General features: G+C 40.9%; 21 protein-coding genes. 12 read left to right on the top strand and 9 right to left on the bottom strand.

Annotated elements, in window-relative coordinates:
• Positions 1 to 243 precede the first annotated feature (243 nt).
• Complete coding sequence (mraY, locus tag VB711_RS10550; RefSeq protein ID WP_323285895.1) at positions 244 to 1,347, bottom strand: phospho-N-acetylmuramoyl-pentapeptide-transferase; 1,104 nt, start codon at positions 1,345 to 1,347, stop codon at positions 244 to 246.
• An 80-nt stretch (positions 1,348 to 1,427) separates the two neighbouring features.
• Complete coding sequence (locus VB711_RS10555; RefSeq protein WP_323285896.1) at positions 1,428 to 1,661, bottom strand: DUF3134 domain-containing protein; 234 nt, start codon at positions 1,659 to 1,661, stop codon at positions 1,428 to 1,430.
• A gap of 222 nt (positions 1,662 to 1,883) precedes the next feature.
• Here VB711_RS10555 and VB711_RS10560 point away from each other — a divergent pair, with 222 nt between their 5' ends.
• The 3 genes from VB711_RS10560 (at position 1,884) to VB711_RS10570 (ending at position 4,037) form a co-directional block, all read left to right on the top strand.
• Positions 1,884 to 2,468 (top strand): PAP/fibrillin family protein, encoded by a 585-nt coding sequence (locus VB711_RS10560; protein WP_323285899.1) that lies wholly within the window; start codon positions 1,884 to 1,886, stop codon positions 2,466 to 2,468.
• A gap of 361 nt (positions 2,469 to 2,829) precedes the next feature.
• A complete protein-coding gene (locus tag VB711_RS10565) occupies positions 2,830 to 3,045 on the top strand; it encodes a photosystem I reaction center subunit IV (protein ID WP_323285901.1) in 216 nt (71 codons plus the stop codon).
• Between the two features lie 122 nt (positions 3,046 to 3,167).
• Positions 3,168 to 4,037 (top strand): DNA-formamidopyrimidine glycosylase, encoded by an 870-nt coding sequence (locus VB711_RS10570; RefSeq protein ID WP_323285903.1) that lies wholly within the window; start codon positions 3,168 to 3,170, stop codon positions 4,035 to 4,037.
• A gap of 248 nt (positions 4,038 to 4,285) precedes the next feature.
• Here VB711_RS10570 and VB711_RS10575 read toward each other — a convergent pair whose 3' ends face one another.
• The 3 genes from VB711_RS10575 to VB711_RS10585 all read right to left on the bottom strand — a co-directional run bounded on the left by VB711_RS10575 (position 4,286) and on the right by VB711_RS10585 (position 7,772).
• Positions 4,286 to 5,992 carry a diflavin flavoprotein gene (locus tag VB711_RS10575; protein ID WP_323285906.1) on the bottom strand — a complete coding sequence of 569 codons (1,707 nt, stop codon included), beginning with the start codon at positions 5,990 to 5,992 and terminating at the stop codon, positions 4,286 to 4,288.
• 518 nt (positions 5,993 to 6,510) lie between these two features.
• Positions 6,511 to 6,717, bottom strand: coding sequence for an AbrB/MazE/SpoVT family DNA-binding domain-containing protein (locus VB711_RS10580; RefSeq protein ID WP_323285908.1), 207 nt, complete (start codon positions 6,715 to 6,717; stop codon positions 6,511 to 6,513).
• A gap of 227 nt (positions 6,718 to 6,944) precedes the next feature.
• Positions 6,945 to 7,772: a carbohydrate ABC transporter permease gene (locus VB711_RS10585; protein WP_323285910.1), complete on the bottom strand. Its 828-nt coding sequence runs from the start codon at positions 7,770 to 7,772 to the stop codon at positions 6,945 to 6,947.
• Positions 7,773 to 7,953: 181 nt separating this feature from the next.
• On the opposite strand from VB711_RS10585, the gene VB711_RS10590 reads away from it, so the two are divergent.
• The 5 genes from VB711_RS10590 (at position 7,954) to folE (ending at position 12,923) form a co-directional block, all read left to right on the top strand.
• On the top strand, positions 7,954 to 8,652 hold the full coding sequence (locus VB711_RS10590) for an aldehyde oxygenase (deformylating) (protein WP_323285911.1): 699 nt from the start codon (positions 7,954 to 7,956) through the stop codon (positions 8,650 to 8,652).
• 252 nt (positions 8,653 to 8,904) lie between these two features.
• The gene (locus VB711_RS10595) at positions 8,905 to 9,927 is read left to right on the top strand and encodes a long-chain acyl-[acyl-carrier-protein] reductase (RefSeq protein ID WP_323285913.1); all 1,023 of its coding nucleotides are present in this window, start codon (positions 8,905 to 8,907) and stop codon (positions 9,925 to 9,927) included.
• Between the two features lie 160 nt (positions 9,928 to 10,087).
• Positions 10,088 to 11,068 carry an acetyl-CoA carboxylase carboxyltransferase subunit alpha gene (locus VB711_RS10600; protein WP_323285915.1) on the top strand — a complete coding sequence of 327 codons (981 nt, stop codon included), beginning with the start codon at positions 10,088 to 10,090 and terminating at the stop codon, positions 11,066 to 11,068.
• Between the two features lie 323 nt (positions 11,069 to 11,391).
• Positions 11,392 to 12,117 carry an SDR family oxidoreductase gene (locus VB711_RS10605; protein ID WP_323285917.1) on the top strand — a complete coding sequence of 242 codons (726 nt, stop codon included), beginning with the start codon at positions 11,392 to 11,394 and terminating at the stop codon, positions 12,115 to 12,117.
• Positions 12,118 to 12,215: 98 nt separating this feature from the next.
• On the top strand, positions 12,216 to 12,923 hold the full coding sequence (folE, locus tag VB711_RS10610; RefSeq protein ID WP_323285919.1) for a GTP cyclohydrolase I FolE: 708 nt from the start codon (positions 12,216 to 12,218) through the stop codon (positions 12,921 to 12,923).
• 963 nt (positions 12,924 to 13,886) lie between these two features.
• On the opposite strand, the gene VB711_RS10615 is transcribed toward folE, so the two are convergent.
• From VB711_RS10615 to VB711_RS10630, 4 genes are all read right to left on the bottom strand, one after another.
• Complete coding sequence (locus tag VB711_RS10615) at positions 13,887 to 14,624, bottom strand: DUF4276 family protein (RefSeq protein WP_323285922.1); 738 nt, start codon at positions 14,622 to 14,624, stop codon at positions 13,887 to 13,889.
• Between the two features lie 5 nt (positions 14,625 to 14,629).
• Positions 14,630 to 15,799: an ATP-binding protein gene (locus VB711_RS10620; RefSeq protein ID WP_323285923.1), complete on the bottom strand. Its 1,170-nt coding sequence runs from the start codon at positions 15,797 to 15,799 to the stop codon at positions 14,630 to 14,632.
• Positions 15,800 to 16,450: 651 nt separating this feature from the next.
• Positions 16,451 to 17,302, bottom strand: a complete 852-nt coding sequence (locus VB711_RS10625) for an SDR family oxidoreductase (RefSeq protein ID WP_323285924.1) — start codon at positions 17,300 to 17,302, stop codon at positions 16,451 to 16,453.
• Positions 17,303 to 17,411: 109 nt separating this feature from the next.
• On the bottom strand, positions 17,412 to 18,044 hold the full coding sequence (locus VB711_RS10630; protein ID WP_323285925.1) for a phosphoribosylanthranilate isomerase: 633 nt from the start codon (positions 18,042 to 18,044) through the stop codon (positions 17,412 to 17,414).
• Between the two features lie 126 nt (positions 18,045 to 18,170).
• Between VB711_RS10630 and psaK (VB711_RS10635) the strand changes: the two genes are divergently transcribed.
• From psaK (VB711_RS10635) to larB, 4 genes are all read left to right on the top strand, one after another.
• On the top strand, positions 18,171 to 18,425 hold the full coding sequence (psaK, locus tag VB711_RS10635; protein ID WP_323285927.1) for a photosystem I reaction center subunit PsaK: 255 nt from the start codon (positions 18,171 to 18,173) through the stop codon (positions 18,423 to 18,425).
• A 356-nt stretch (positions 18,426 to 18,781) separates the two neighbouring features.
• Complete coding sequence (psaK, locus tag VB711_RS10640) at positions 18,782 to 19,057, top strand: photosystem I reaction center subunit PsaK (RefSeq protein WP_323285928.1); 276 nt, start codon at positions 18,782 to 18,784, stop codon at positions 19,055 to 19,057.
• Positions 19,058 to 19,122: 65 nt separating this feature from the next.
• Positions 19,123 to 20,328 carry a site-2 protease family protein gene (locus VB711_RS10645; RefSeq protein ID WP_323285929.1) on the top strand — a complete coding sequence of 402 codons (1,206 nt, stop codon included), beginning with the start codon at positions 19,123 to 19,125 and terminating at the stop codon, positions 20,326 to 20,328.
• Positions 20,329 to 20,642: 314 nt separating this feature from the next.
• Positions 20,643 to 21,428: a nickel pincer cofactor biosynthesis protein LarB gene (gene larB, locus VB711_RS10650; RefSeq protein WP_323285930.1), complete on the top strand. Its 786-nt coding sequence runs from the start codon at positions 20,643 to 20,645 to the stop codon at positions 21,426 to 21,428.
• Positions 21,429 to 21,442 lie beyond the last annotated feature (14 nt).

Below are 21,442 nucleotides of genomic sequence, written 5' to 3' on the forward strand. Positions count from 1 at the left end.
CAGGAGTCAGGATAATCTAGAATCTTAAAAATGAGTTTGAGTTTTAATCGTTTCAAGGCTGATTTCTTGCATATTATCACCCTTGAATAGCCGTTAAATCCCTGATTTATGAATATATTGCGTTTTTAGTATATTTAGCAAATTCTAAATCTTTTGAAACAAAATGGAAATGCCATTAAAAAACCTCTCTCATACAGAAAGAGGTTTAGATTTTTTTAGAGCTAACAAAAGTTTTTCTGCTTTTTAGAATTTGATCCCCAGGAAGCAAATTAGAGCCAAAATCGCGGAAATGGCGTAGAAAACTGCTACCACTTGCAATTCTGACCAACCAGTTAATTCTAGATGGTGATGTAAGGGAGCCATTTTAAATAAACGCTTACCTTTACCATCTGGACCCTTGGTGGCTTTGTAATAGCTAACTTGCGCCATTACAGAGAGGGTTTCGACAAAGAAGATGCCACTGAGGATAAATAAAGCTACTAAACTGTTGGTTAACAAGGCAACGGCAGCTAACGCACCTCCCAAGGCTAAAGAACCGGTGTCTCCCATGAATACACGGGCTGGATTGCGGTTGTGGGCTAAAAAGCCTAAACAACTGCCACTGAGGGAGGCACAGAATATCATTAATTCTGGGGAGGATGGACTAATTAAAACGCCTAGTGCAAAAATAGCGATCGCTACTGTACCAGCAGCCAAGCCATCAATACCATCGGTTAAATTAGTAGCATTACTTTCTGCAACTAGGACAAACCCAGCGAAAGGCCAGAACATAAATCCTAAAGGCAAGACAAAATTCACCCAAGGAAAAGTGATATTAGTTATACTAGAATCACGATTAAACATTAGCCATAAGCAAAACACCGCCGCAAAAATGATTTGTAAAATCAACTTCATCCGTGGTGATATCCCTTTATTTGACTTACGGCGTAAAATTTGCCAATCGTCAAGCCAGCCAATTAGTCCATAACTGAGTGTTAAAGCGGAAACCGCAACTACATCTTGGGCAAAGTTAGAGAATATACAAGCAACTACCACAGCCACAGGGATAAAAAATATTCCTCCCATAGTCGGGGTACCGGCTTTTTTGAGATGGGCTTGAGGTCCATCTTCACGGATTATTTGCCCGGTTTTCAGCGCTTGCAATAATGGAACTACCCAGTATCCTAAAGCGGCTGTAACGACAGCACATAACAACAGAGGTAAGCTTAACGAATTAAGATACCAGGGCATCCTATTCGCCATCAAATCTAAAATAAAGCCGCTTCCACCAAGAGTAATGGTTAGCAAAGAGGCTAAACCAATCCCAGAAAAATTTAAACTTTGGTCATGAAACAATTTTGCGTCCACAAAAAATTTCCTTCACTCCACACTAAAACAAGAAACACAGTTTTTTTAAATGTATAAAAACCAACCCTCAGAGGTGAAGGTTATTCTTCTTCTATACTGATTTCGTCATCATCATAATCTAGATCGGGAATACCATCTTCTCCACCCAGTAAATCTGTGATTCCTGATCCTGTTAATAAATCTTGTTCGTGAACTTCACGGGCTACAAGACGACCTTTAGACAAAAGCCAGTCTACCATAGAAGATTCTGGTTTTAAGGGAATAACCGCAGCCCTCTGGTTGCGAGGGGCTTCATATATGGGGGAGTTTAACATATCACTCAAAACAAACAGGTATTTATGTAACCAGACATTAAGAGTCTATCATTTGATACGAGCTAGTTATTCACTAATTCCACTCTTTGATTAATCAATCCGAATTAAACAAAAATCTTTATCTAATTACGGTCAGGTAAGCCAGAGAGGGGATTTGGTGGATTGAGTAACTAAGTAACAACATTAATATCAAGTTAATGCTGATTTGAGAGGTTCAAGACTATGATCGGAAAATCTAGACTAATAGATGTAATTGCTGGGACAAATCGCGGTTTGGTGGCCACGGAGGCACAAAAACAGGCAATTTTAGCAGCGATCGCTAATTTAGAAGACCTAAATCCTACACCACGGCCTTTAGAAGCCAGTAACTTGCTAGAAGGCAATTGGCGACTACTATACACCACAAGCAAGGCTTTATTAAACCTAGACAATATACCTTTATACAAACTTGGTCAAATTTACCAGTGTATTCGGGTAGAGTCTGCCAGTGTTTATAACATAGCTGAGATCTACGGTTTACCTTCGCTGGAAGGTTTAGTTAGCGTTGCGGCTAAATTTGAACCAGTCTCAGATCGTCGCGTTCAGGTTAAGTTTAAACGTTTTATCATCGGGTTGCAAAGATTAATCGGTTATCAATCACCAGGAAATTTGATTCAACAAATTGAATCTGGTCAAAAGTTTACAGCCCTGGATTTTCCTATTAAAAAGGAAGAACAACAAGGGTGGTTAGATATCACCTATCTAGATGATGATCTGCGTATTGGCCGAGGAAATGAAGGGAGTGTGTTTGTTTTGAGCAAGTCATAAAATAATGTAGCAGTAGTATCTGCGAATGAAGGTATTCTATTGTCTTGAGTTTGTCAAGAGTGAAATAAACTAGGGGGTTATGGGGTCATGGGGTAATGGGTAATGGGTAATGGGTAATGGGTAATGGGTAATTGGTAATTGGTAATTGGTAATTGGTAATTAAAATTTATTCCTCTCTCCCCCTGCCTCCCCTGCCTCCCCTGCCCCCTGCCCCCTGCCCCCTGCCTCCCCTGCCCCCCCTGCCCCCCCTTCCCCCTGCCTTTCAGATAAATAACTTAACAAATCCTCTAGCAACAACCTTGAGGTTGTACAGTGCAATTAGCCCTATTCTTGTACTTGATAATTTAAAGGGAAGATTCTCATGGTTCAACGTGGTTCTAAAGTACGAATTCTCCGCCCCGAATCCTACTGGTTTCAGGATCTAGGAACCGTGGCCTCCATTGACCAAAGCGGTATTAAATATCCCGTGATTGTTCGGTTTGATAAGGTCAATTACTCTGGTATTAACACCAACAACTTTGCAGTAGATGAACTAATTGAGGTGGAAGCACCCAAGGCTAAGGCGGCTAAAAAGTAAGGCTATTTTAGTTTAAGGGGGCTGTTAAATGGGATAATCAAGGGAGTGTAGGGCATCCAGTCAGAAGACTAAAAGCTCTATTATTCCCGATGTTTAACCTGAATAGTCTCCTAAGATATTAAATGCCTGAATTGCCTGAAGTCGAAACAGTCCGACGGGGTTTGAATGAATCGACCCTGAACTTGGAAATTACGGGGGGGGATGTGTTGCGCGATCGCACCATTGCCTACCCGTTTTTTGTTGGTGAGTTTTTAGACACTATTAAAGGCTGTGTGATTAAATGTTGGCATCGTCGCGGTAAATATCTTGTCGCTGAACTCTCCCAAACGGTAGAAATTCAAAATTCCCCAGTTCCTCTATCTCCACTTTGGCTTGGTGTGCATCTACGGATGACTGGCCAATTACTCTGGTTAGATAGAGATGAACCCTTACACAAACATACAAGGGTGAGATTATTTTTTGGCGATCGCCAAGAATTACGTTTTGTTGATCAGCGTACTTTTGGGCAAATGTGGATTGTTCCCTCTGGTGTGCCGATAGAAACTATTATTACTGGTTTAGCAAAGTTGGCAGTTGACCCTTTTTCTCCAGAATTTACTGTTGAATATTTAGGGAATAAGTTGCAAAAAGGCCGTCGTCCGATCAAAACTGCCCTTTTAGATCAGTCGGTGGTGGCGGGATTAGGTAATATTTATGCTGATGAGGCTCTATTTAAAAGTGGTATATTACCAACTACTCTCTCTCCAGAGTTGCAGGTTGAACAGGTTGAACGGTTGCGAAAGGCAATTATTGAAGTCTTATCAGCCAGTATTGCGGCTGGAGGAACAACTTTTAGTAATTTTCTCAATGTTAAGGGCATTAACGGCAATTATGGTGGTGAAGCGTGGGTTTACAACCGGGCTGGAAAACCTTGTAAAGTTTGCGGTCATGTGATTGAACGAATTAAATTAGGTGGGCGTTCTAGTCATTTTTGTACTCAATGCCAGGGGTAGCCGAAAACCCCTGTAGAGCCGAGAATCCCTACATGAGGAACGTCTCTACACTCCTTAACCGAGAAGTATTGAATCTCAATAGGTCGTTCACAGACGACATTCTCCCTTGTGATCATCGCTCTTAGGAACGCAAATTTAATAACCTGCAATTCTGATTTAACCTGGAATGGTGCGTTACGCTGTCGCTAACACACCCTACTTTTGCTGACTCCTAGCCCTAACGAAAGGACTTTTTCCACAAACCCTACCTAATAATAATTTGCAGATTTACGATGATGCACTGCCGTCACACCATCTTGATTTAACACTTTCCCACTATCCACGGTGGCATAAACTAACCAATGATCACCAGCTTCCATGCGACTTTGTACAGAACATTCCAAATAAGCTAAGGCATCGGTGAGAATAATACCCCCATTACTGGCTTCTTCCATTGCTAAACCCGCAAACCTATCTTGTCCAGGGGTGAAGGTTTTCATAAATTGCTTTCTGAGTTCCTTTCCTTCTGCCAAAATATTCACGACAAATTGGTTGCCAGTGTGAGATAGTGATTCCATTGCCCGGTCTTTTGCTACTGCGATCGTTAAACCAGGGGGATTAAAACTAGCTTGTGTTACCCAAGATGCTAACATCCCACTTTTCACATCTCCTTGGGTGGCTGTAACTACACACAGAGAACCAATAATCCGACCTACAGCTTGTTCTACGGTGGTGGCTGGTTGTTTGGCTACTACTTTCTTTTTCGCTTTTTTCAAGGCTTGAGCAAAATCTGTACCGGCTTCTTCGCAGGTTTGCAGGGTGACATCGTTGGGTTTAAATTTGACGCGAATGGTGTCGAAACCAAATCTGTAACCGGCATCTTTGAGTTTACCTTCAATTAAATCAACCGCTTCCCCACTCCAACCAAAAGAACCAAATACACCGGCCAGTTTGTTGTTAGTTGCAGTAGATAAAACTATTCCTAATGCTGTTTGTACTGGTGTGGGTGCATGACCGCCCAGGGTGGGTGAACCAATGACGAAACCGGCGGATTTTTCCACAGCAGCGCGGATTTCTTCCGGGTCGGTAAATTCGCAGTTAATTGATTCTACACTCACTCCAGCTTTAGTGATGCCGCGAGCGATCGCTTGAGCTAAAGTAGCAGTATTCCCATAGGCCGACGCATAGATTAAGGCCACTGTGGTATCTGCGGTGGTTTGCTGTTGACTCCATTCTCGATAGGCTTTGGTTAGGTCAATTAAGCCGTACCGTACAATCGGTCCGTGTCCTGTGGCGTACATTCTTACGGGTAAATCAGCAAGTTTTTCTAAGGCTGTTTCCACTTGTCTGGCGTGGGGAGCCATTAAACAGTCAAAATAATAGCGGCGGTCTTCGTTAAAAACTTCCCAACCTTCATCAAATACCTGATCTCCGCAAATATGCGCCCCAAATAACTTATCGGAAAATAATATCTCTGTTTGGGGGTCGTAGGTACAAAGTTGGTCGGCGTAACGGGGGTTGGGGGTGGGGATAAATTGCAGGTGATGGCCTTGACCTAAATCTAGGGTTTCTTCTCCCCTCATGACCAAAATTGCTATATCTGGGTTTTCTAAGGCTGTGCGGAGGTTCATAGCCCCTGGATTTGAGCAAACAAAGGTGATTTGGGGGGCTATTTCTAACAGGGTTTTTAAGGTGGCGGCACGGTTGGGGTTGACGTGTCCCAGGATAATGTAATCTAGTTGTTGTAAGTCGAGGCGTTGTTGCAAAGCTGCCAGATAAATTTCCGTGAAGGTTTCCCCTGGTGGGTCAATGATGGCGGTTTTATCGGCTTGGATTAAGTAGGAATTAGCGGTTGTTCCTTTGGCTAAAGCATATTCTATTTCAAATCTTAGTCTAGTCCAACTGCGCGATCGCACTATGGTTGTATTTGTCCCAATGGGCAAAATTTGGACATCACGGGGTTTATTTTCTAACATAGGTTTACTAATTGGTGATCAATAAATTAGGACTTGCTGATAGCCTAGCGTAAGTCATGTCAAATAAATTTTGAGGAATAAAGAAACCAACCGCATTCGCGTAGCGTCCCGTAGGGATAGACGCAAAGAGCGCGAAGAAGGAAAAAGGAAAGGAGAAAATTAAACCATTTATTTACTTGATCAACATTTAAATCAACAAAGCCATACCCAAGGCGACAATTCCCTTCGCGATCGCTGATTCCTAAATCATCTACAATTACAAGACTAAGCTATTTGGAAATGTACTGCACATTTTCAATGAAAAATCTTTTATCTGCCACCCAATCGGAGGAATCAACCACATTCATAAGACCTCTTGCATAAATACTTTGGTGTCGCCAAAATTATTTTTGAAAAGCTCACGCAATCGCGCTTCGCGTTCGTGTAACGTGCCGGAGGCATATCCCGTTCGCGTAGCGTGCCGGAGGCATAGGGTAGGCGCAAAGAAGAATTTGAAAATCACGACTTTTGCAAGAAGTCTATACCCGATCTAACTCTCTCTCGATGGTTGTATCAATCCCTTTAAGAAATCCGCGCATACTGTTGATTGGTTTGAGGAGCGTGAGTATAATTCGATCCCCATCTCGTTCTGCCCGAAATTTTTGCCCCTGGGCAACATTGAGAAATTGACAAATCTCTGATGGGATCACAATTTCTATATCTGGGGACACAGTAACTGATTTCATGTCATTCGAGGATGTTTTAGTACCATTTAGGATATCTTTATTTTAGTACAAGTACCCGATCACTGTGAAAATAAATCCTGTACATCCTTTAATCCTGGATATCCTGATTCAAACAATTCAGACATATTAGTGCGGTGCGTCAGATAGAAAAAATCTGTTAGATGTTCAATTATCGGGTCTGACGTGGTTGGTGAGCTTGCCGAACCACACCCTATAAGAGAGTCATTTTAATTTTTAATTCCTGTTGCCGCAATACCTTGAATAAATTGCTTTTGTCCAATAAAGAATAACACCATCACTGGTATAGTAGAAATTGTCACTGCTGCCATCATTAATGGCCAGTTATTGGTAAATTGTTCTTGAAATTCTGCCAAGGCTAACTGTACTGTTCTCAGTTCTGGTTTGGTGGTGAAGACTAAAGGTTTAAATAAATCATTCCATTCACCAATAAAAGTGAATAAAAACAGCGTCACTAAAGCCGGACGTGCTAAAGGTAACATCACTCTCCACAAAATCTGGAGTCTATTTGCCCCATCTATGGCCGCTGCTTCCTCCAACTCCAGGGGAATTGTCTGGAAATATTGACGTAATAAGAAAATTCCGAAGCCGTTGACCGCAGTGGGTAAAATCAATGCCCAGTAAGTATTGATCAGGTGTCCCCACTTGAGGACTAAAAAGATGGGTATAACCAGTAATTGAAAGGGAATGACCAAGGTTGCCAAGACAATTAACATTATAGCTTGTCTACCCCGAAATTTCAACCTAGCCAGGGCATAACCAGCTAAGGCAGAAGTGATAATCTGAAAAAATGTCACGGCGATCGCTACCAAGGTAGAATTAGCAAACGCCAATAAAAACTTTCCCTGTTCCCAAGCTTGTCGATAATTGGCTAAAGTCCAGTTTTTCTGTGTCCAAATCCCCAAGGTTGACCCCACGGGCATAAATGATGTAATAAAAACTACAAATAAAGGCAGTAAAACAATCAATGCTCCTAGCAGTAAGGCCACTAAGCTCCAAAAATTCTCATTTTTCAGATTCCACTTGAATTTGAACATCGGATATGACTGCCAATAATTTATTTTTTTCTAGTATTAGGGCATTGCACCCACTAAAAGCTAATCTTTAATAATAGTTTCTTGTTAAGTTAAATTAAACCACAGTCATGATTATCCTGAATTTCTAGGATAAATTAAATTTTCGTATCAAATGATTCAGTTTCAACGGAGTAAACACACCATGCAGCAACTTGTAGAACAAGATAAAAAACTTGATTTCCAAAGCGCGGAATATAAAGACGCTTACAGCCGCATTAACGCCATTGTGATCGAAGGGGAGCAAGAAGCCCACGACAATTACATTACATTATCTAATTTGCTGACAGCAGATAAAGATGAACTCATCCGGCTATCGAAGATGGAACTGCGCCATAAGAAAGGGTTTGAAGCCTGTGGACGCAATTTAAAAGTTACGCCAGATATGGAATTTGCCCGTGAGTTTTTCTCAGGATTGCACGAAAATTTCCAAACCGCAGCCGCCGCAGGTAAAGTTGTCACTTGCTTGCTAATTCAATCATTAATTATTGAATGTTTTGCGATCGCTGCCTACAACATCTACATACCCGTAGCCGATGATTTTGCCCGTAAAATTACAGAAGGAGTAGTAAAAGAAGAATATAGTCACCTGAATTTTGGCGAAGTGTGGCTCAAAGAACACTTTACAGAATCTAAAGCCGAACTAGAAGAAGCAAATCGCCGAAACCTGCCCCTAGTTTGGAAAATGCTCAACCAAGTCGAAAAAGATGCCCACATCTTGGCAATGGAAAAGGAAGCATTGGTAGAAGATTTCATGATTCAATACGGTGAAGCATTGAGTAATATCGGTTTCACCACCCGCGACATCATGCGTCTTTCAGCCTACGGACTAGCTTCTGTTTAAAATATTGCTGGGTGCTGGGCGATGAATCACTCAAAACTCAGCACCATACAGCAGGAGTCAGGAGGTGAGTGAACGGCCGTTCACCCGTACAGGAAGAAGAAATTTGAGATTTTAGATGGAAGTTCATCAAATACAAACCGAAATCCAAAATCCTGAAAATAATCCTATTCATCCTGTAAATCCTGCTCCAATTCTACCCCTTTGCCCCCGGCAAGCTACGCGAACGACAGATCACGCCTAATCTATCACCACATGTTTGGTCTAATTGGACATCTCACAAGTTTAGAACACGCCCGATCAGTAGCTCAAGAATTGGGATACCCAGAATATGCCGATCAAGGGCTAGACTTTTGGTGTAGCGCCCCACCCCAAATCGTCGATCACATCACAGTCACCAGCATCACTGGGCAGAAAATTGAAGGAAAGTATGTAGAATCTTGCTTTTTGCCGGAAATGTTGGCAAATCGTCGCATTAAGGCAGCAACACGCAAAATTCTCAACGCTATGGCTCATGCCCAAAAGCATGGTATAGATATCACGGCTTTAGGTGGATTTTCTTCAATTATCTTTGAAAACTTTAATTTGGAACAGTTTGATCAAGTCCGCAACATCAAACTAGAATTTGAACGCTTCACCACAGGAAACACTCATACTGCCTACATTATCTGTCGTCAGATAGAAGCAGCCTCAAAACGAATAGGAATCGAACTGTCGCAAGCAACTGTGGCTGTGTGTGGAGCAACAGGGGACATTGGTAGTGCCGTGACACGTTGGTTAGATAAAAAAACAGATGTGAAGGAACTACTGTTAATAGCCCGTAACCAAGAACGTCTCCAATATCTGCAAGATGAACTAGGACGGGGGAAAATCATGGATTTAAGCACAGCACTACCCCAGGCAGATATTGTAGTTTGGGTTGCCAGTATGCCAAAAGGTGTAGAAATTGACCCAACCACATTAAAACAGCCTTGTCTGTTGATTGATGGTGGCTATCCTAAAAATTTAGCATCAAAAATCCAGCATCCTGGAATATATGTGTTAAATGGTGGAATTGTCGAGCATTCCCTAGATATTGACTGGAAGATCATGAAAATCGTCAATATGGAAGTTCCAGCCCGTCAATTATTTGCTTGTTTTGCAGAATCTATGCTCTTGGAATTTGAGAAGTTATACACAAACTTTTCTTGGGGGCGTAATCAGATTACCGTAGACAAAATGGAGCAGATTGGTCAAGTGTCCATTAAACACGGTTTTAGACCGCTTTTGGATTGGTAATGGGTAATGGGTAATGGGTAATGGGTAATGGGTGATAAATTAATTATTCCTCCCCTGCCTCCCCTGCCTCCCCTGCCTCCCCTGCCTCCCCTGCCTCCCCTGCCCCCTGCCCCCTGCCCCCTGCCCCCTTCCTTTTTATTTCCCTCTATGATCTCTAACTATGGCAATTACTGAGCGTAAACCGCTACTGTTGGATTTTGAAAAACCCTTAGCAGAACTGGCAACCCGGATTGAGCAAATTCGGAAACTTGCTGACGAAAATGGTGTTGATGTTTCTGGTCAAATTCGCCAACTAGAGACAAGGGCTTTAGAGTTGCGCGAGGAAATTTTTACTAGCTTATCCCCTTCTCAGCGATTACAGGTAGCACGTCATCCCCGCCGTCCCAGCACTTTAGATTATATTCAGTCTATCAGTGATGAATGGATGGAACTACATGGCGATCGCTGTGGAGGAGATGATCCAGCCTTGGTTGGTGGTGTTGGTCGTTTAGGTGGTCAACCGGTGGTGATGCTCGGCCATCAAAAAGGACGGGATACCAAAGATAACGTCGTGCGGAACTTTGGTATGGCCTCTCCTGGTGGCTACCGTAAAGCCCTGCGGCTGATGGAACACGCCAATAAATTTGGAATGCCAATCATCACTTTTATTGATACCCCAGGCGCTTGGGCGGGTATAGAAGCCGAACATCAAGGACAAGGAGAAGCGATCGCTTACAACCTCCGAGAAATGTTCTGTTTTGATGTGCCAATCCTATGTACAGTTATTGGAGAAGGCGGATCCGGTGGCGCTTTGGGTATAGGAGTGGGCGATCGCCTGATGATGTTTGAACATTCCGTTTATACCGTTGCTACCCCCGAAGCTTGCGCTGCGATTCTGTGGAAAGATGCCAGTAAAGCCCCCCAAGCAGCGATCGCCCTGAAAATTATCTCCCACGACCTCAAAAACCTGGGCATCATCGATCAAATATTAGCTGAACCCATCGGTGGCGCTCATTCTGATCCCTTAACAGCAGCTAATACCCTCAAACAAGCCCTACTCAACAACTTGGATGAACTCAACCGCCTAACAGCCCCAGAGCGTCGCCAACTCCGTTATGAGAAATTCCGCAAAATCGGTGTCTTTACCGAACTTGCTCACTAAAAACATTGGACACAATTAAACTGCTCTACAGCAGTGCTATAATTGCCTATAGCTGCTTAAAGATTTTTAACAATCTTCTCAGCTATAGGTATTTGTTTTTTTTATTAACAATCGCACTCAATTTGATTGAGTCGTTTGGATTCGATTTGGAAATTAGCTTTAAAGCTATAAACTGATGTGCCGAGCCAATCTTAACTATTTTCCTTGGGAAAGGTGAAAGATAGACAATCAGCCCATTGTTAAAAAAATCAACTGATTTGAAAATTGATTTTTTGTGTGGGTAATTGAAGGCTTGCAGCACTGCCAAAAAATTTGGAGATCGCATGGGTTTTGAGCAGAAACAACGCGCCCTAATTACCGGGGGCAGCAGTGGAATCGGCAAAGCAACGGCTTTGACGCTGGCAAAGGCAGGAATAGATGTCGCTTTAGTCAGCCGTTCTGGGGACAAATTGGAGGCAGTAGCAGAAGCAGCAAAAAAATTTGGCGTAGAAGCAAAAGCCTTTCCAATGGATCTAGCTTGTGTATCTGAGGTACAAACCAAGATGCAAGCGATCGCCCAGGAATTTGGTGACATAGACATATTAGTAAACAACGCTGGTATTGCATACACAGGTAATTTAAGTGAAACCCCGCTAGACGACTGGCAGCAAGTAATTAACTTAAATCTCACCAGTGTGTTTCAGTGCGTAATGGGAATTTTGCCAGGAATGCGACAGCGCGGTAAAGGAACAATTATCAATGTTGCCTCCATAGCCGCCAAACAATCCTTTCCTGGTTGGGGAGCATACACCGTTAGCAAAGCCGGGTTATTAGCTTTTTCTCAAACACTGGCACAAGAAGAACGAAGCCACGGCATTCGCGTCACCACTATATGTCCCGGTGCCGTCAATACTGAACTTTGGGATACAGCAACAGTCAATGCTAACTTTGACCGTTCCAAAATGTTAACGCCAGAAATTGTGGCTCAGACAATTCTCCATATTGCCCTATTACCGCAACAGGCAGTAATTGAAGAATTAACCCTAATGTCAAATGCTGGGGTTCTCTAATTGCAGACAAAAAGACGTTCAACCCTCTCATCTAGTATAACTCCTGATTTTCAACTCATCACTCATCACTTATTCAAACCTTCACCAAGACAGATACCATGACTACCGCTAGTTCCAACGGTTCTAATCGTTTACAATCTCCTCTAATTCCCGATTTAGCAGAAGCGATCACTACCAGACCTGATCGCAATACTCATGAAGGAAGACAACCAAATTTGCGTCCACCCACAGTGGAAAATATGGAGCAAATGATGGAATCTGTGCGGACGATGATTGTAGGGGTTGGAGAAGATCCTGAACGGGAAGGACTACTCAAAACCCCCAAGCGTGTTGCTGAGGCAATGATGTTTCTCACCAGTGGCTATAACCAATCTTTAGAAGAACTAATTAATGGTGCCATTTTTGATGAAGGACATGATGAAATGGTACTAGTTAGAGATATTAATTTCTTTAGTCTATGCGAACATCATATGTTGCCATTTATGGGTAGAGCGCACGTTGCCTATATTCCCAATCAAAAAGTTGTAGGATTAAGTAAACTAGCTCGAATTGTGGAGATGTATTCTCGTCGGTTACAAGTTCAAGAGAGACTGACTCGACAAATCGCTGAAGCAGTTCAAACTATTCTTGAACCCAAGGGTGTGGCTGTGGTGATGGAAGCCTCCCATATGTGCATGGTGATGCGTGGTGTACAAAAACCTGGTTCTTGGACAGTTACCAGTTCTATGGTCGGTGTGTTTAAAGAAGAACACAAAACCCGTGAAGAATTTTTTAATTTGATTCGCCATCAAGCAGCATTCTTTTAGGAATTGGTGATTGAAAAAAAGGGGGAAAAGAAATAATTTTCTCCCTTACCTATATAGGGCTTGTATAGCTTCTTTTGACTCTTTCATGGTTTTTCCCTTTTTTTTCAAGACTTGATCATTTTACCAAAATAAAGCCTGAAATCTTTGCTAGACAATCTTTTCAGGCTTTATTTCCTTTAAATTTTTAATTCCTAAATTTGCTTTTGTATCTGCGAAATGTGGGTTATACGGTCGACGTGCAACGGGCTTGTTAACTCGCACTTAACTTGATGGCAAATATAGCAGGAGTCAGGAGTAAAACCCTGTTGTGAAACTCGTTTCATCAATGGGTTACGTCAAGCTGCGCTAACAATTGATGTCCTAACCACCTTGGCGGTTGCTATAGCTAAAACGGGATCGCATCAACAATCTATCGCCTAAAAGCGATCGCTACTACCATGAGTCATGATTTTTTGGAGATCGCCCCAACAATCTATCTGCTAAAGGCGATCGCTATTACCGTGATTCGTGATTTCTAGGCGATCGCATCAACAATCTATCTCCTCAAGGCGATCGCTATTACTGTGCGTCGTGATTTCTAGGCGATCTCCTCAATCATCTATCTGCTAAAGGTTGTGTTGGAGGCGATCGCCAGTCCTGTGAGTCGTGATTTTTAGGCGATCGCATTAACAATCAATCTTCTAAAGGCGATCGCACCAACAACCTATCTCATAAAGGCGATCTCCATTATTCTGAGTTGTGATGATTAGGCGATCGCTTTACAATGTGAGGTAAGGGTGAAATCAGGGCAAACGCATACTCCATAATTTTCGCAATAAGAACCATAAAAACTGAGCTTGTTGAGAAAAACAAGATAATTCGTCAGTAATAAATTCCTGAAAGCCTTATTCTTTCGTTAGCGCAAAATTAGTATGCGTTTGCCCTGAGGGTGAAGTAGATAATCTTGACATATCGAATTCTTTATTATGTCAAAAATGTATTGATTATTGAAACTAAATCATTTAATTTTGTTATTTTACTTGCGAGTTTTATGTAAATATTTGCATAATCCAAACATTCTATAGTTCTTTCTACGGTATCTTTTTTCTTATTTATATATGCTTTACCTACAAGCTGATAGATATCATGTAAATCCTGGGCTGGATGGGAGCGTAAAGTCATATCATCAATACAAGGGTCAAAGCCTACTCTTGATACTATAAAAGAGTTTGTCAGAATCGCATCAACACAGGTGAAGTGATTGCATTCAGATAAGAACCACGACTCAATTTCATTGACAGCCACCACAATTGCAGTGTTAGCGGGTAAAGGCGGAGTTACTTGGCGATTCCGTTTTACAGTACCATTTATCAACTCATTTTCAAATTGAGTTAGATTGGTTTGTAAACATAGATTTTGTGGATAAAAATCTAACAGACCTATTATTTGAGTATGTCCTTGTAAAAATAATGTCTGATAGTTTTCTATAATCCTTGATCGTACACTGCTATCACCTCTGCAATCATGAATCAGAGCATAATGATTTGGAGAAATTGGACTTGAAGTTGTTTTAGGATAAATATTTTTTGTAGGTGTTCTTCCATAACCTTGAAATTGTTCTAGCTCAATTGAAATATTTTTTTGTCCTGCTATTTCTATGAGTAGCTTATTTATAAAAAGCTGTTCTGTTTGTCCTTCAACAAAAAAAGCAATTTTTTTCATGGTTGTTATTCGATATCAAAATCTTCAATATAGTATTCGTAGGATAAGAAATCAAAGTTATTAAGCCCTGTACGTTTAAATTCTTCAAAAGTTGATTTAGAATTTTGATAATTATAAAATAAAGACTTTTTGGGTATTCTTTGAATAACAGACCAATATTCCAAAGGAACTTTATTCATTACAAATCTATCATTTGTGGTCATGATAACTTGGACAGATGAATCTTTTATCTTCTCAATAATAAGTTCAATAAGGCTGTTAGATCTATCGTAATCTAATCCTTCTCCGATATCGTCAATCAAAATGCAACTTGGAGTCTTGCTTAACAGAGAATAATTGAGTTGTACAAGGAGTGATAAAGCCCTGAACATTCCTTGAGACATTTCTGTCTGATCTGTAATAGCCTCTAAATCTCTCTCTTGTACATTTAAGCCATATGCAGGAATAGGAAATTTTTTTAAGGGACTTACTTCTATTTTTTGTAGATCGTATGAAATTGCTTTCATATCCTCAAGTATGGTATTTACAAATGAATTGGGAAATTGCTTCTCCCCCATACAAAAAATTCGAGTTACTTCATCACCATCTTTTAAATCTACTTCGTCACTATCATATTTGACCAGATTTATATCTTTTAGAAGAGCGTTTTTACCTAATGGAGTGCCAAAAGGATAGTAATTTAAGTTTTTCCCCCAAGAATATAACGTTTCAAAGAAAGAATGTTGTTTTTTATCTCTTTTTGATATAGCTAATACATCATCATCTGTCTCAAAAGCTAATTTTTCCTTAGCTCCCTCATAATAAAGCAGTCCTTCAGTACGGTTTAACCTTTCTACATTATTAACCGTTAAAGTCTCCTGAATGATTTTTCCCTCTTTGAAATCCAAATAGTATTGTATTTCTTCCCCATCACTATCGAACTTTAATTTATATTCAGTTGTTCCATAGCCTAATGAATTAAGCCGAGATATTTGCACATCCCCACAAAATAGGTCTGCAATATGACGTATGGCATCGATTGTTTTACTTTTACCTGTTGCATTTTTCCCTACGATGAGATTCATCCCACCGAAAGAGAGCCATTGTCCAAATTCATTATTTAGAGGTTTTCCTTCAATTGACCACTCATCAGGTTGGTTCTTAAAACGGGAAATCCTTATTTCTTTTAATTGCATTTTTTTCTTTCCCTATACTAGGAAGTGGACTTAGGCGATATCCGCTAAAAACAATACCGTTATCTTGCCCCCTAAATTCCCAAATTCTGGGGGACTTACTGGTATAAGTTTTTCTGGAAATATCCTTAAAACGCTTTAATCTTAATCTAAAAAATAGTTAAGTTTTGGTAGATTGCTTGATCATACACCAAAACGTAGAATATTAGTTGAGTAAGCGAAATAAAAAGCTTTTTTATTAATCCTTGCAGTTGGATCGAGTAGCGATCGCCGATCTTGTAGGTTGGGTTAAGGAACGCAACCCAAATATGGGAAATGATAACCTGATTGTGGGTTATTGCGATCAACTCAAGTTCGATTACCGATCTCGCAATAGAGAATTATAACTCTATTTTTAGCTAATTGCCAAGTTTCTGCGATCACTTTGGCCTGATTAAAGTTATGCGATCGCTTTTTGTGAAGATGAGATTGGAGGAGGCGATCGCCATTATTCTGAGTTGTGATGATTAGGCGATCACATTAACAATCTATCTTCTCAAAGCGATCGCTATTACTATGAGTCGTGAGTTATAGGCGATCGCACCAACAATCTATCTCCTAAAGGCGATCGCTATTACTGTGAGCCTTGATTTCTAGGCGATCGCCTAGAACTTGTTATGTGGTTAGCGAAGCTTTAATTGATTCGCTAAGGGAAGTAGTTGGGCGACCTATTAATTGACTCAAAGTTTTGCTGTCGTCAAACAATCCTCCTTTTGATGCTCCCGTATCCGATTCCGCTAACATCAAAGCAATTGGCTGAGGTAAACCAGCATGTTGTAACGCACGACCATAGTCGTTTTGACTTAGATTTTGATACTGAACAGTCTTACCAGACTGCCTACTAAGTTCAGCCGCAAACTCGCTCAAAGTATATGCCTCATCGCCTGCTAATTCATACACCTTGTCAGTGCGATCGCTCGTCAATAAAACAGCAGCAGCGGCGGCATAATCTGCACGAGTCGCGGAGGCAATTTTACCTTCACCCGCACAGCCAAGTAAAACACCATATTTAAGGGCTGCCGCAATACCAGCAGTATAATTTTCTGTATACCAGCCATGACGCAAGATAACATGGGGCAACCCAGACTCTTGCAGGAGAATTTCCGTCTGCTGATGTTCGGCAGCCAAGGGCAGCGGACTACTATCGGCGTGGAGGAGGCTGGTATAAGCCAGCAATTTTACGTCGGCATTTTTACAAGCATCGATCACGTTTGCGTGTTGAGGAACGCGGCTACCGACTTCACTGCCAGAAATTAGCAACACTTTTTCGGCATTCGTAAAAGCCTCCTCCAGAGTATCGGGGCGATCGTAATCAATCTGCCGAACTTGTACACCCAAGCTGGCAAAATCCGCGACCTTTTGTGGACTTCGGACTGCGGCTACCAATTCATTAGCAGAAAATGACTTTAAAAGTTCTTTTAGGATCAATTGCCCTAACATTCCTGATGCACCTGTAATAACAATCATCGTTTGACCTCTTTTAGTAACTTATGCAGTTATAGCAACCGCCAATGTGGTTGCTATATATCAATTTTGAAGACTGAGTAAATATTACCTGGCTAGATTAATACTCTCATTAACCAATTTGTCTCAATTTTTGAAATAGCAGGGCTACTTTATCTAAATCTTTATCTCCTGGGGTACGTTCTAAACCACTAGATAAATCAATCCCATTGGGTTTAAGTTGAGTGAGGGCTTCTATGATATTATTTGGTGTTAGTCCCCCGGCTAGTAACCAAGGACAACTGGGACTAAATTCTTTTAACATTTGCCAATCTAAAGTTTGTCCTGTACCACCTAATTGTTGGGGGTGATAGGCATCGAGTAGTAGGGTATCTACATATTTGGTGTAGTTCTCGGCTGTTTGTAGATGTTGCAAATTGCGAACTCTGATGGCTTTAATTATTTCTATTTGGGGTAAAAATTGACGTAATTGGTAGCAAAATTCTGTTGATTCATCACCGTGTAATTGTACACCAGTTAAACCAGATTCTATCACTATTTGACTAATTTCCACAATACTTGTGTTAGCAAAAACACCAATTTTTTGGATATTTTTGGGTAATTGAGCGATCGCTCTCTGAATCTGTCCGGTGGTAACATAGCGAGGAGAGGCTGGTACACAGATAAATCCTAGAGCAGTTGCACCAAGGGCAGCGATCGCTATAGACTGCTGTGGTTGAGTAATGCCGCAAATTTTAACCCGCATTTAAATCTGATAAATTAAAAATAGTCACAAAAAGATTGTAAATTAGCTTAAAGGCTTTTTGTTTGTCCTCTGTAATTTTATAATCTTGTAGGCTTACATTCTTTTTTTATATTCAGGAGAAAAAATTTGATGTCATCCATCTTACTAGCTGCTGCTGCATCTGTTCCCGCCACACCAGTGTGGAGTCCTACTGTCGGTATCATTATCAGTGCAAGCAGCCTAGTAGTCCTGTTACTAAGTTTTGCGATTAAATATCCCAAAGTCGGACCACAAATGCCTTTGCTTCCCATCAGTATCCCCACGTTTATTGGTGCAATGGCTTTTGGTCATGTAATTGGTGTTGGTATTGTTTTAGGACTGACTAACACTGGCCGTTTGTAGATTTAACCTGATACTCCCTTTTGAGTTAAGGTAAAAATTAGGCGGTAGGTGAAAACTAAATTTCCTACCGCATTTTTATTGAGAAATATAAATGATTTAATCCTTCCTATAGACAGAGGATTCAGCTATTAAAACAGATCGACTATGAATATAGCTGGTTTTGGAAATGGAAGTTATTCCACCTTTAAAAATCCTTCAGTGTAAGTAATCAGGATCTCAGACTAATAAAAGCTTTTTGAGTTCAGTGTGATGAAATGAAGAAAACCGAACTTCTCTCTAGGCCTGATTTCATCAATATTCTGACTCCTGACTCCTGACTCCTTACCTTTCAGTTTATTCACGGAGAAATCAAAGTTATGTTATCAATATTATTAACACTCCAATCCACTGTTCCCAATACGGGTACTAGCTGGAATTGGGCGGGGACACCGGTTATCATTGGTAGTTGTTTATTGGCGTTAGCGATCGCTGGTTGGACAATCCGTTATCCCCACGTAGGACCCAAAATGCCTTTACCCTTTCCCGGACTGTTTAATCACCCTAGTGTCGGCACATTTTTAGCGTCCATGAGTTTTGGTCATATTATCGGCGTGGCGGCGGTTTTAGGTTTGACTAATATAGGAGTATTGTAATTAATTTTCCCCGCTTCCCAAAGCCGGGGATTTCCCAAAAATAAAGTGAATTTTAGGTAAATAAAATGGAAAAAAATTGGCAAATTGGCTCTTTATTTGGTATTCCTTTATTTTTAGACCCTTTGTGGTTTGGAATTTTAGGTTTAGTAACTCTAAATTTTGGTTTAGCTTATCAAGAATTGGGAACCGTTACAGGTTGGACTGCTGGATTGGTGATGGCTTTGTTGTTATTTGCTTCTGTGTTATTACATGAGTTGGGTCATAGTTTAGTGGCACAGTCCCAAGGAATTAAAGTTAATTCTATCACTTTGTTTTTGTTTGGTGGAGTTGCAGCGATTGAAGAAGAATCGAAAACACCAGGGGAGGCTTTTCAAGTAGCGATCGCTGGTCCAATGGTAAGTATCCTTTTATTTGGATTGTTAAGTTTAGGATCTAAATTAATTCCTGATACATCAGCACTGCATTTGATGGTGGGAGATTTAGCGAGAATTAACTTAATTGTGGCTTTATTTAACTTGATACCCGGTTTACCCTTGGATGGGGGACAGGTATTAAAAGCAGCAATGTGGAAAATTACAGGCGATCGCTATCAAGCTGTACACATTGCAGCCAGGGCTGGGCAAATTTTAGGTTATAGTGCGATCGCTCTTGGATTTGCAATTGATTTCTTCACCAGAGAAGTAATCACTGGTTTATGGCTTGTCTTACTCGGTTGGTTTGGGATACGCAACGCTAACAGTTATGACCGCATAACCACATTACAAGAAACCTTGTTAAAATTAGTCGCCGCTGATGCTATGACCCGTGATTTTCGGGTAGTAGATGCAAAACAAACATTACGACAATTTGCTGATATCTACCTTTTAGAAACCGCAAGTTCACAAATTTACTTTGCTGTTGCTGATGGACGTTACCAAGGATTAGTGACAATTGATCATTTGCGAACAACTGAAAGAAGTGAATGGGAAACCCAAACTTTGCAAAATATTGTCCAACCATTAACCGAAATCCCTACCGTTACCGAATCTACTTCCGTAGCAGATATAATTAATAAAATGGAAAATGAACAGCTACCTCGAATTACCGTACTTTCTCCTGCTGGTACTGTAGCTGGTATCATTGACCGGGGAGATATTGTTAAGTGTGTAGCCGAAAAATTCAACTTACAAATTAACGATGCAGAAATTAAACGCATCAAAGAAGAAGGTAACTATCCACCAAAATTACAATTAGGTGCAATAGCAAAATCAACCGTTCCCAGCAAGAATTAATATACAACATATTATTATAAAAAATACCCTACAGACTTAATTCTGTTCAATTCAGGAATTACGCAAAAAACCACTCAAACTCTTATTTCTCTGTGTCCTCTGCGTCCTCTGCGGTTAGTTTATTCCATAATTCGTGGGTAGGGGTTTTTGATAATTTTGCAAAAGTCTATTTTCCCAACGAATTTAGTATAAATCCTGATTCAGACATTTTTGGATCTAACTCTTCTCTTTAAGAGATTACGCCAATGGGATATGGTGTTAGATAGATACTTTGTTAGTTTTTGCCAATTACCAACTTACCCAAAAAAATTGCAGTGAACCAACCAGAAGCCTTAAAATCCCTATTAGAATCAGTTGCCAATGGTAAAATAACACCAGACATGGCCTTAAACTCCCTCCAAGACTTAAAATATCAACCTGTAGGGGAATTTGCCAAAATCGATCACAACCGTCAAATCAGAACCGGTTTTCCCGAAGTAATTTGGGGAATTGGTAAAACTCCAGAGCAAATTGCTCAAATTATGGAAGTGATGCGTGACAAAAACTCTGTAGTGATGGCTACTCGGATTGAACCATCAGTATTTGAGATTCTCCAAAAAAAAGTCAGAGGCTTACAATACTATGATATGGCGAAAATTTGCGCGATCGCCAATCCTCACATCATACCATCCTTCCCTGGTCAAATTAGTATTATCTCTGCCGGTACTGCCGATTTACCCGTAGCAGAAGAAGCGGCCGTCACAGCAGAACTATCAGGTTTCCAGGTTCAACGTCTTTGGGATGTCGGTGTTGCAGGGATTCACCGCTTACTGAATAATCGTCATGTTATTGAATCAGCATCAGTATTAATCGTAGTTGCAGGTATGGAAGGCGCTTTACCCAGTGTAGTCGCAGGTTTAGCAAATTGCCCTGTAATTGCCGTCCCCACCAGCATCGGTTATGGTGCAAGTTTTGGCGGTTTAGCACCATTATTAACCATGCTTAACTCCTGTGCTGCTGGTGTCGGTGTAGTAAATATTGATAATGGCTTTGGTGCAGCGATTTTAGCAGGGCAAATTTTGCGAACATCGGAAAAATTGCGCTTGGCATCATCTAAATAATAAGATTATGTGAA

This window comes from Cronbergia sp. UHCC 0137 (assembly GCF_034932285.1).
Classification (GTDB): domain Bacteria; phylum Cyanobacteriota; class Cyanobacteriia; order Cyanobacteriales; family Nostocaceae; genus Cronbergia.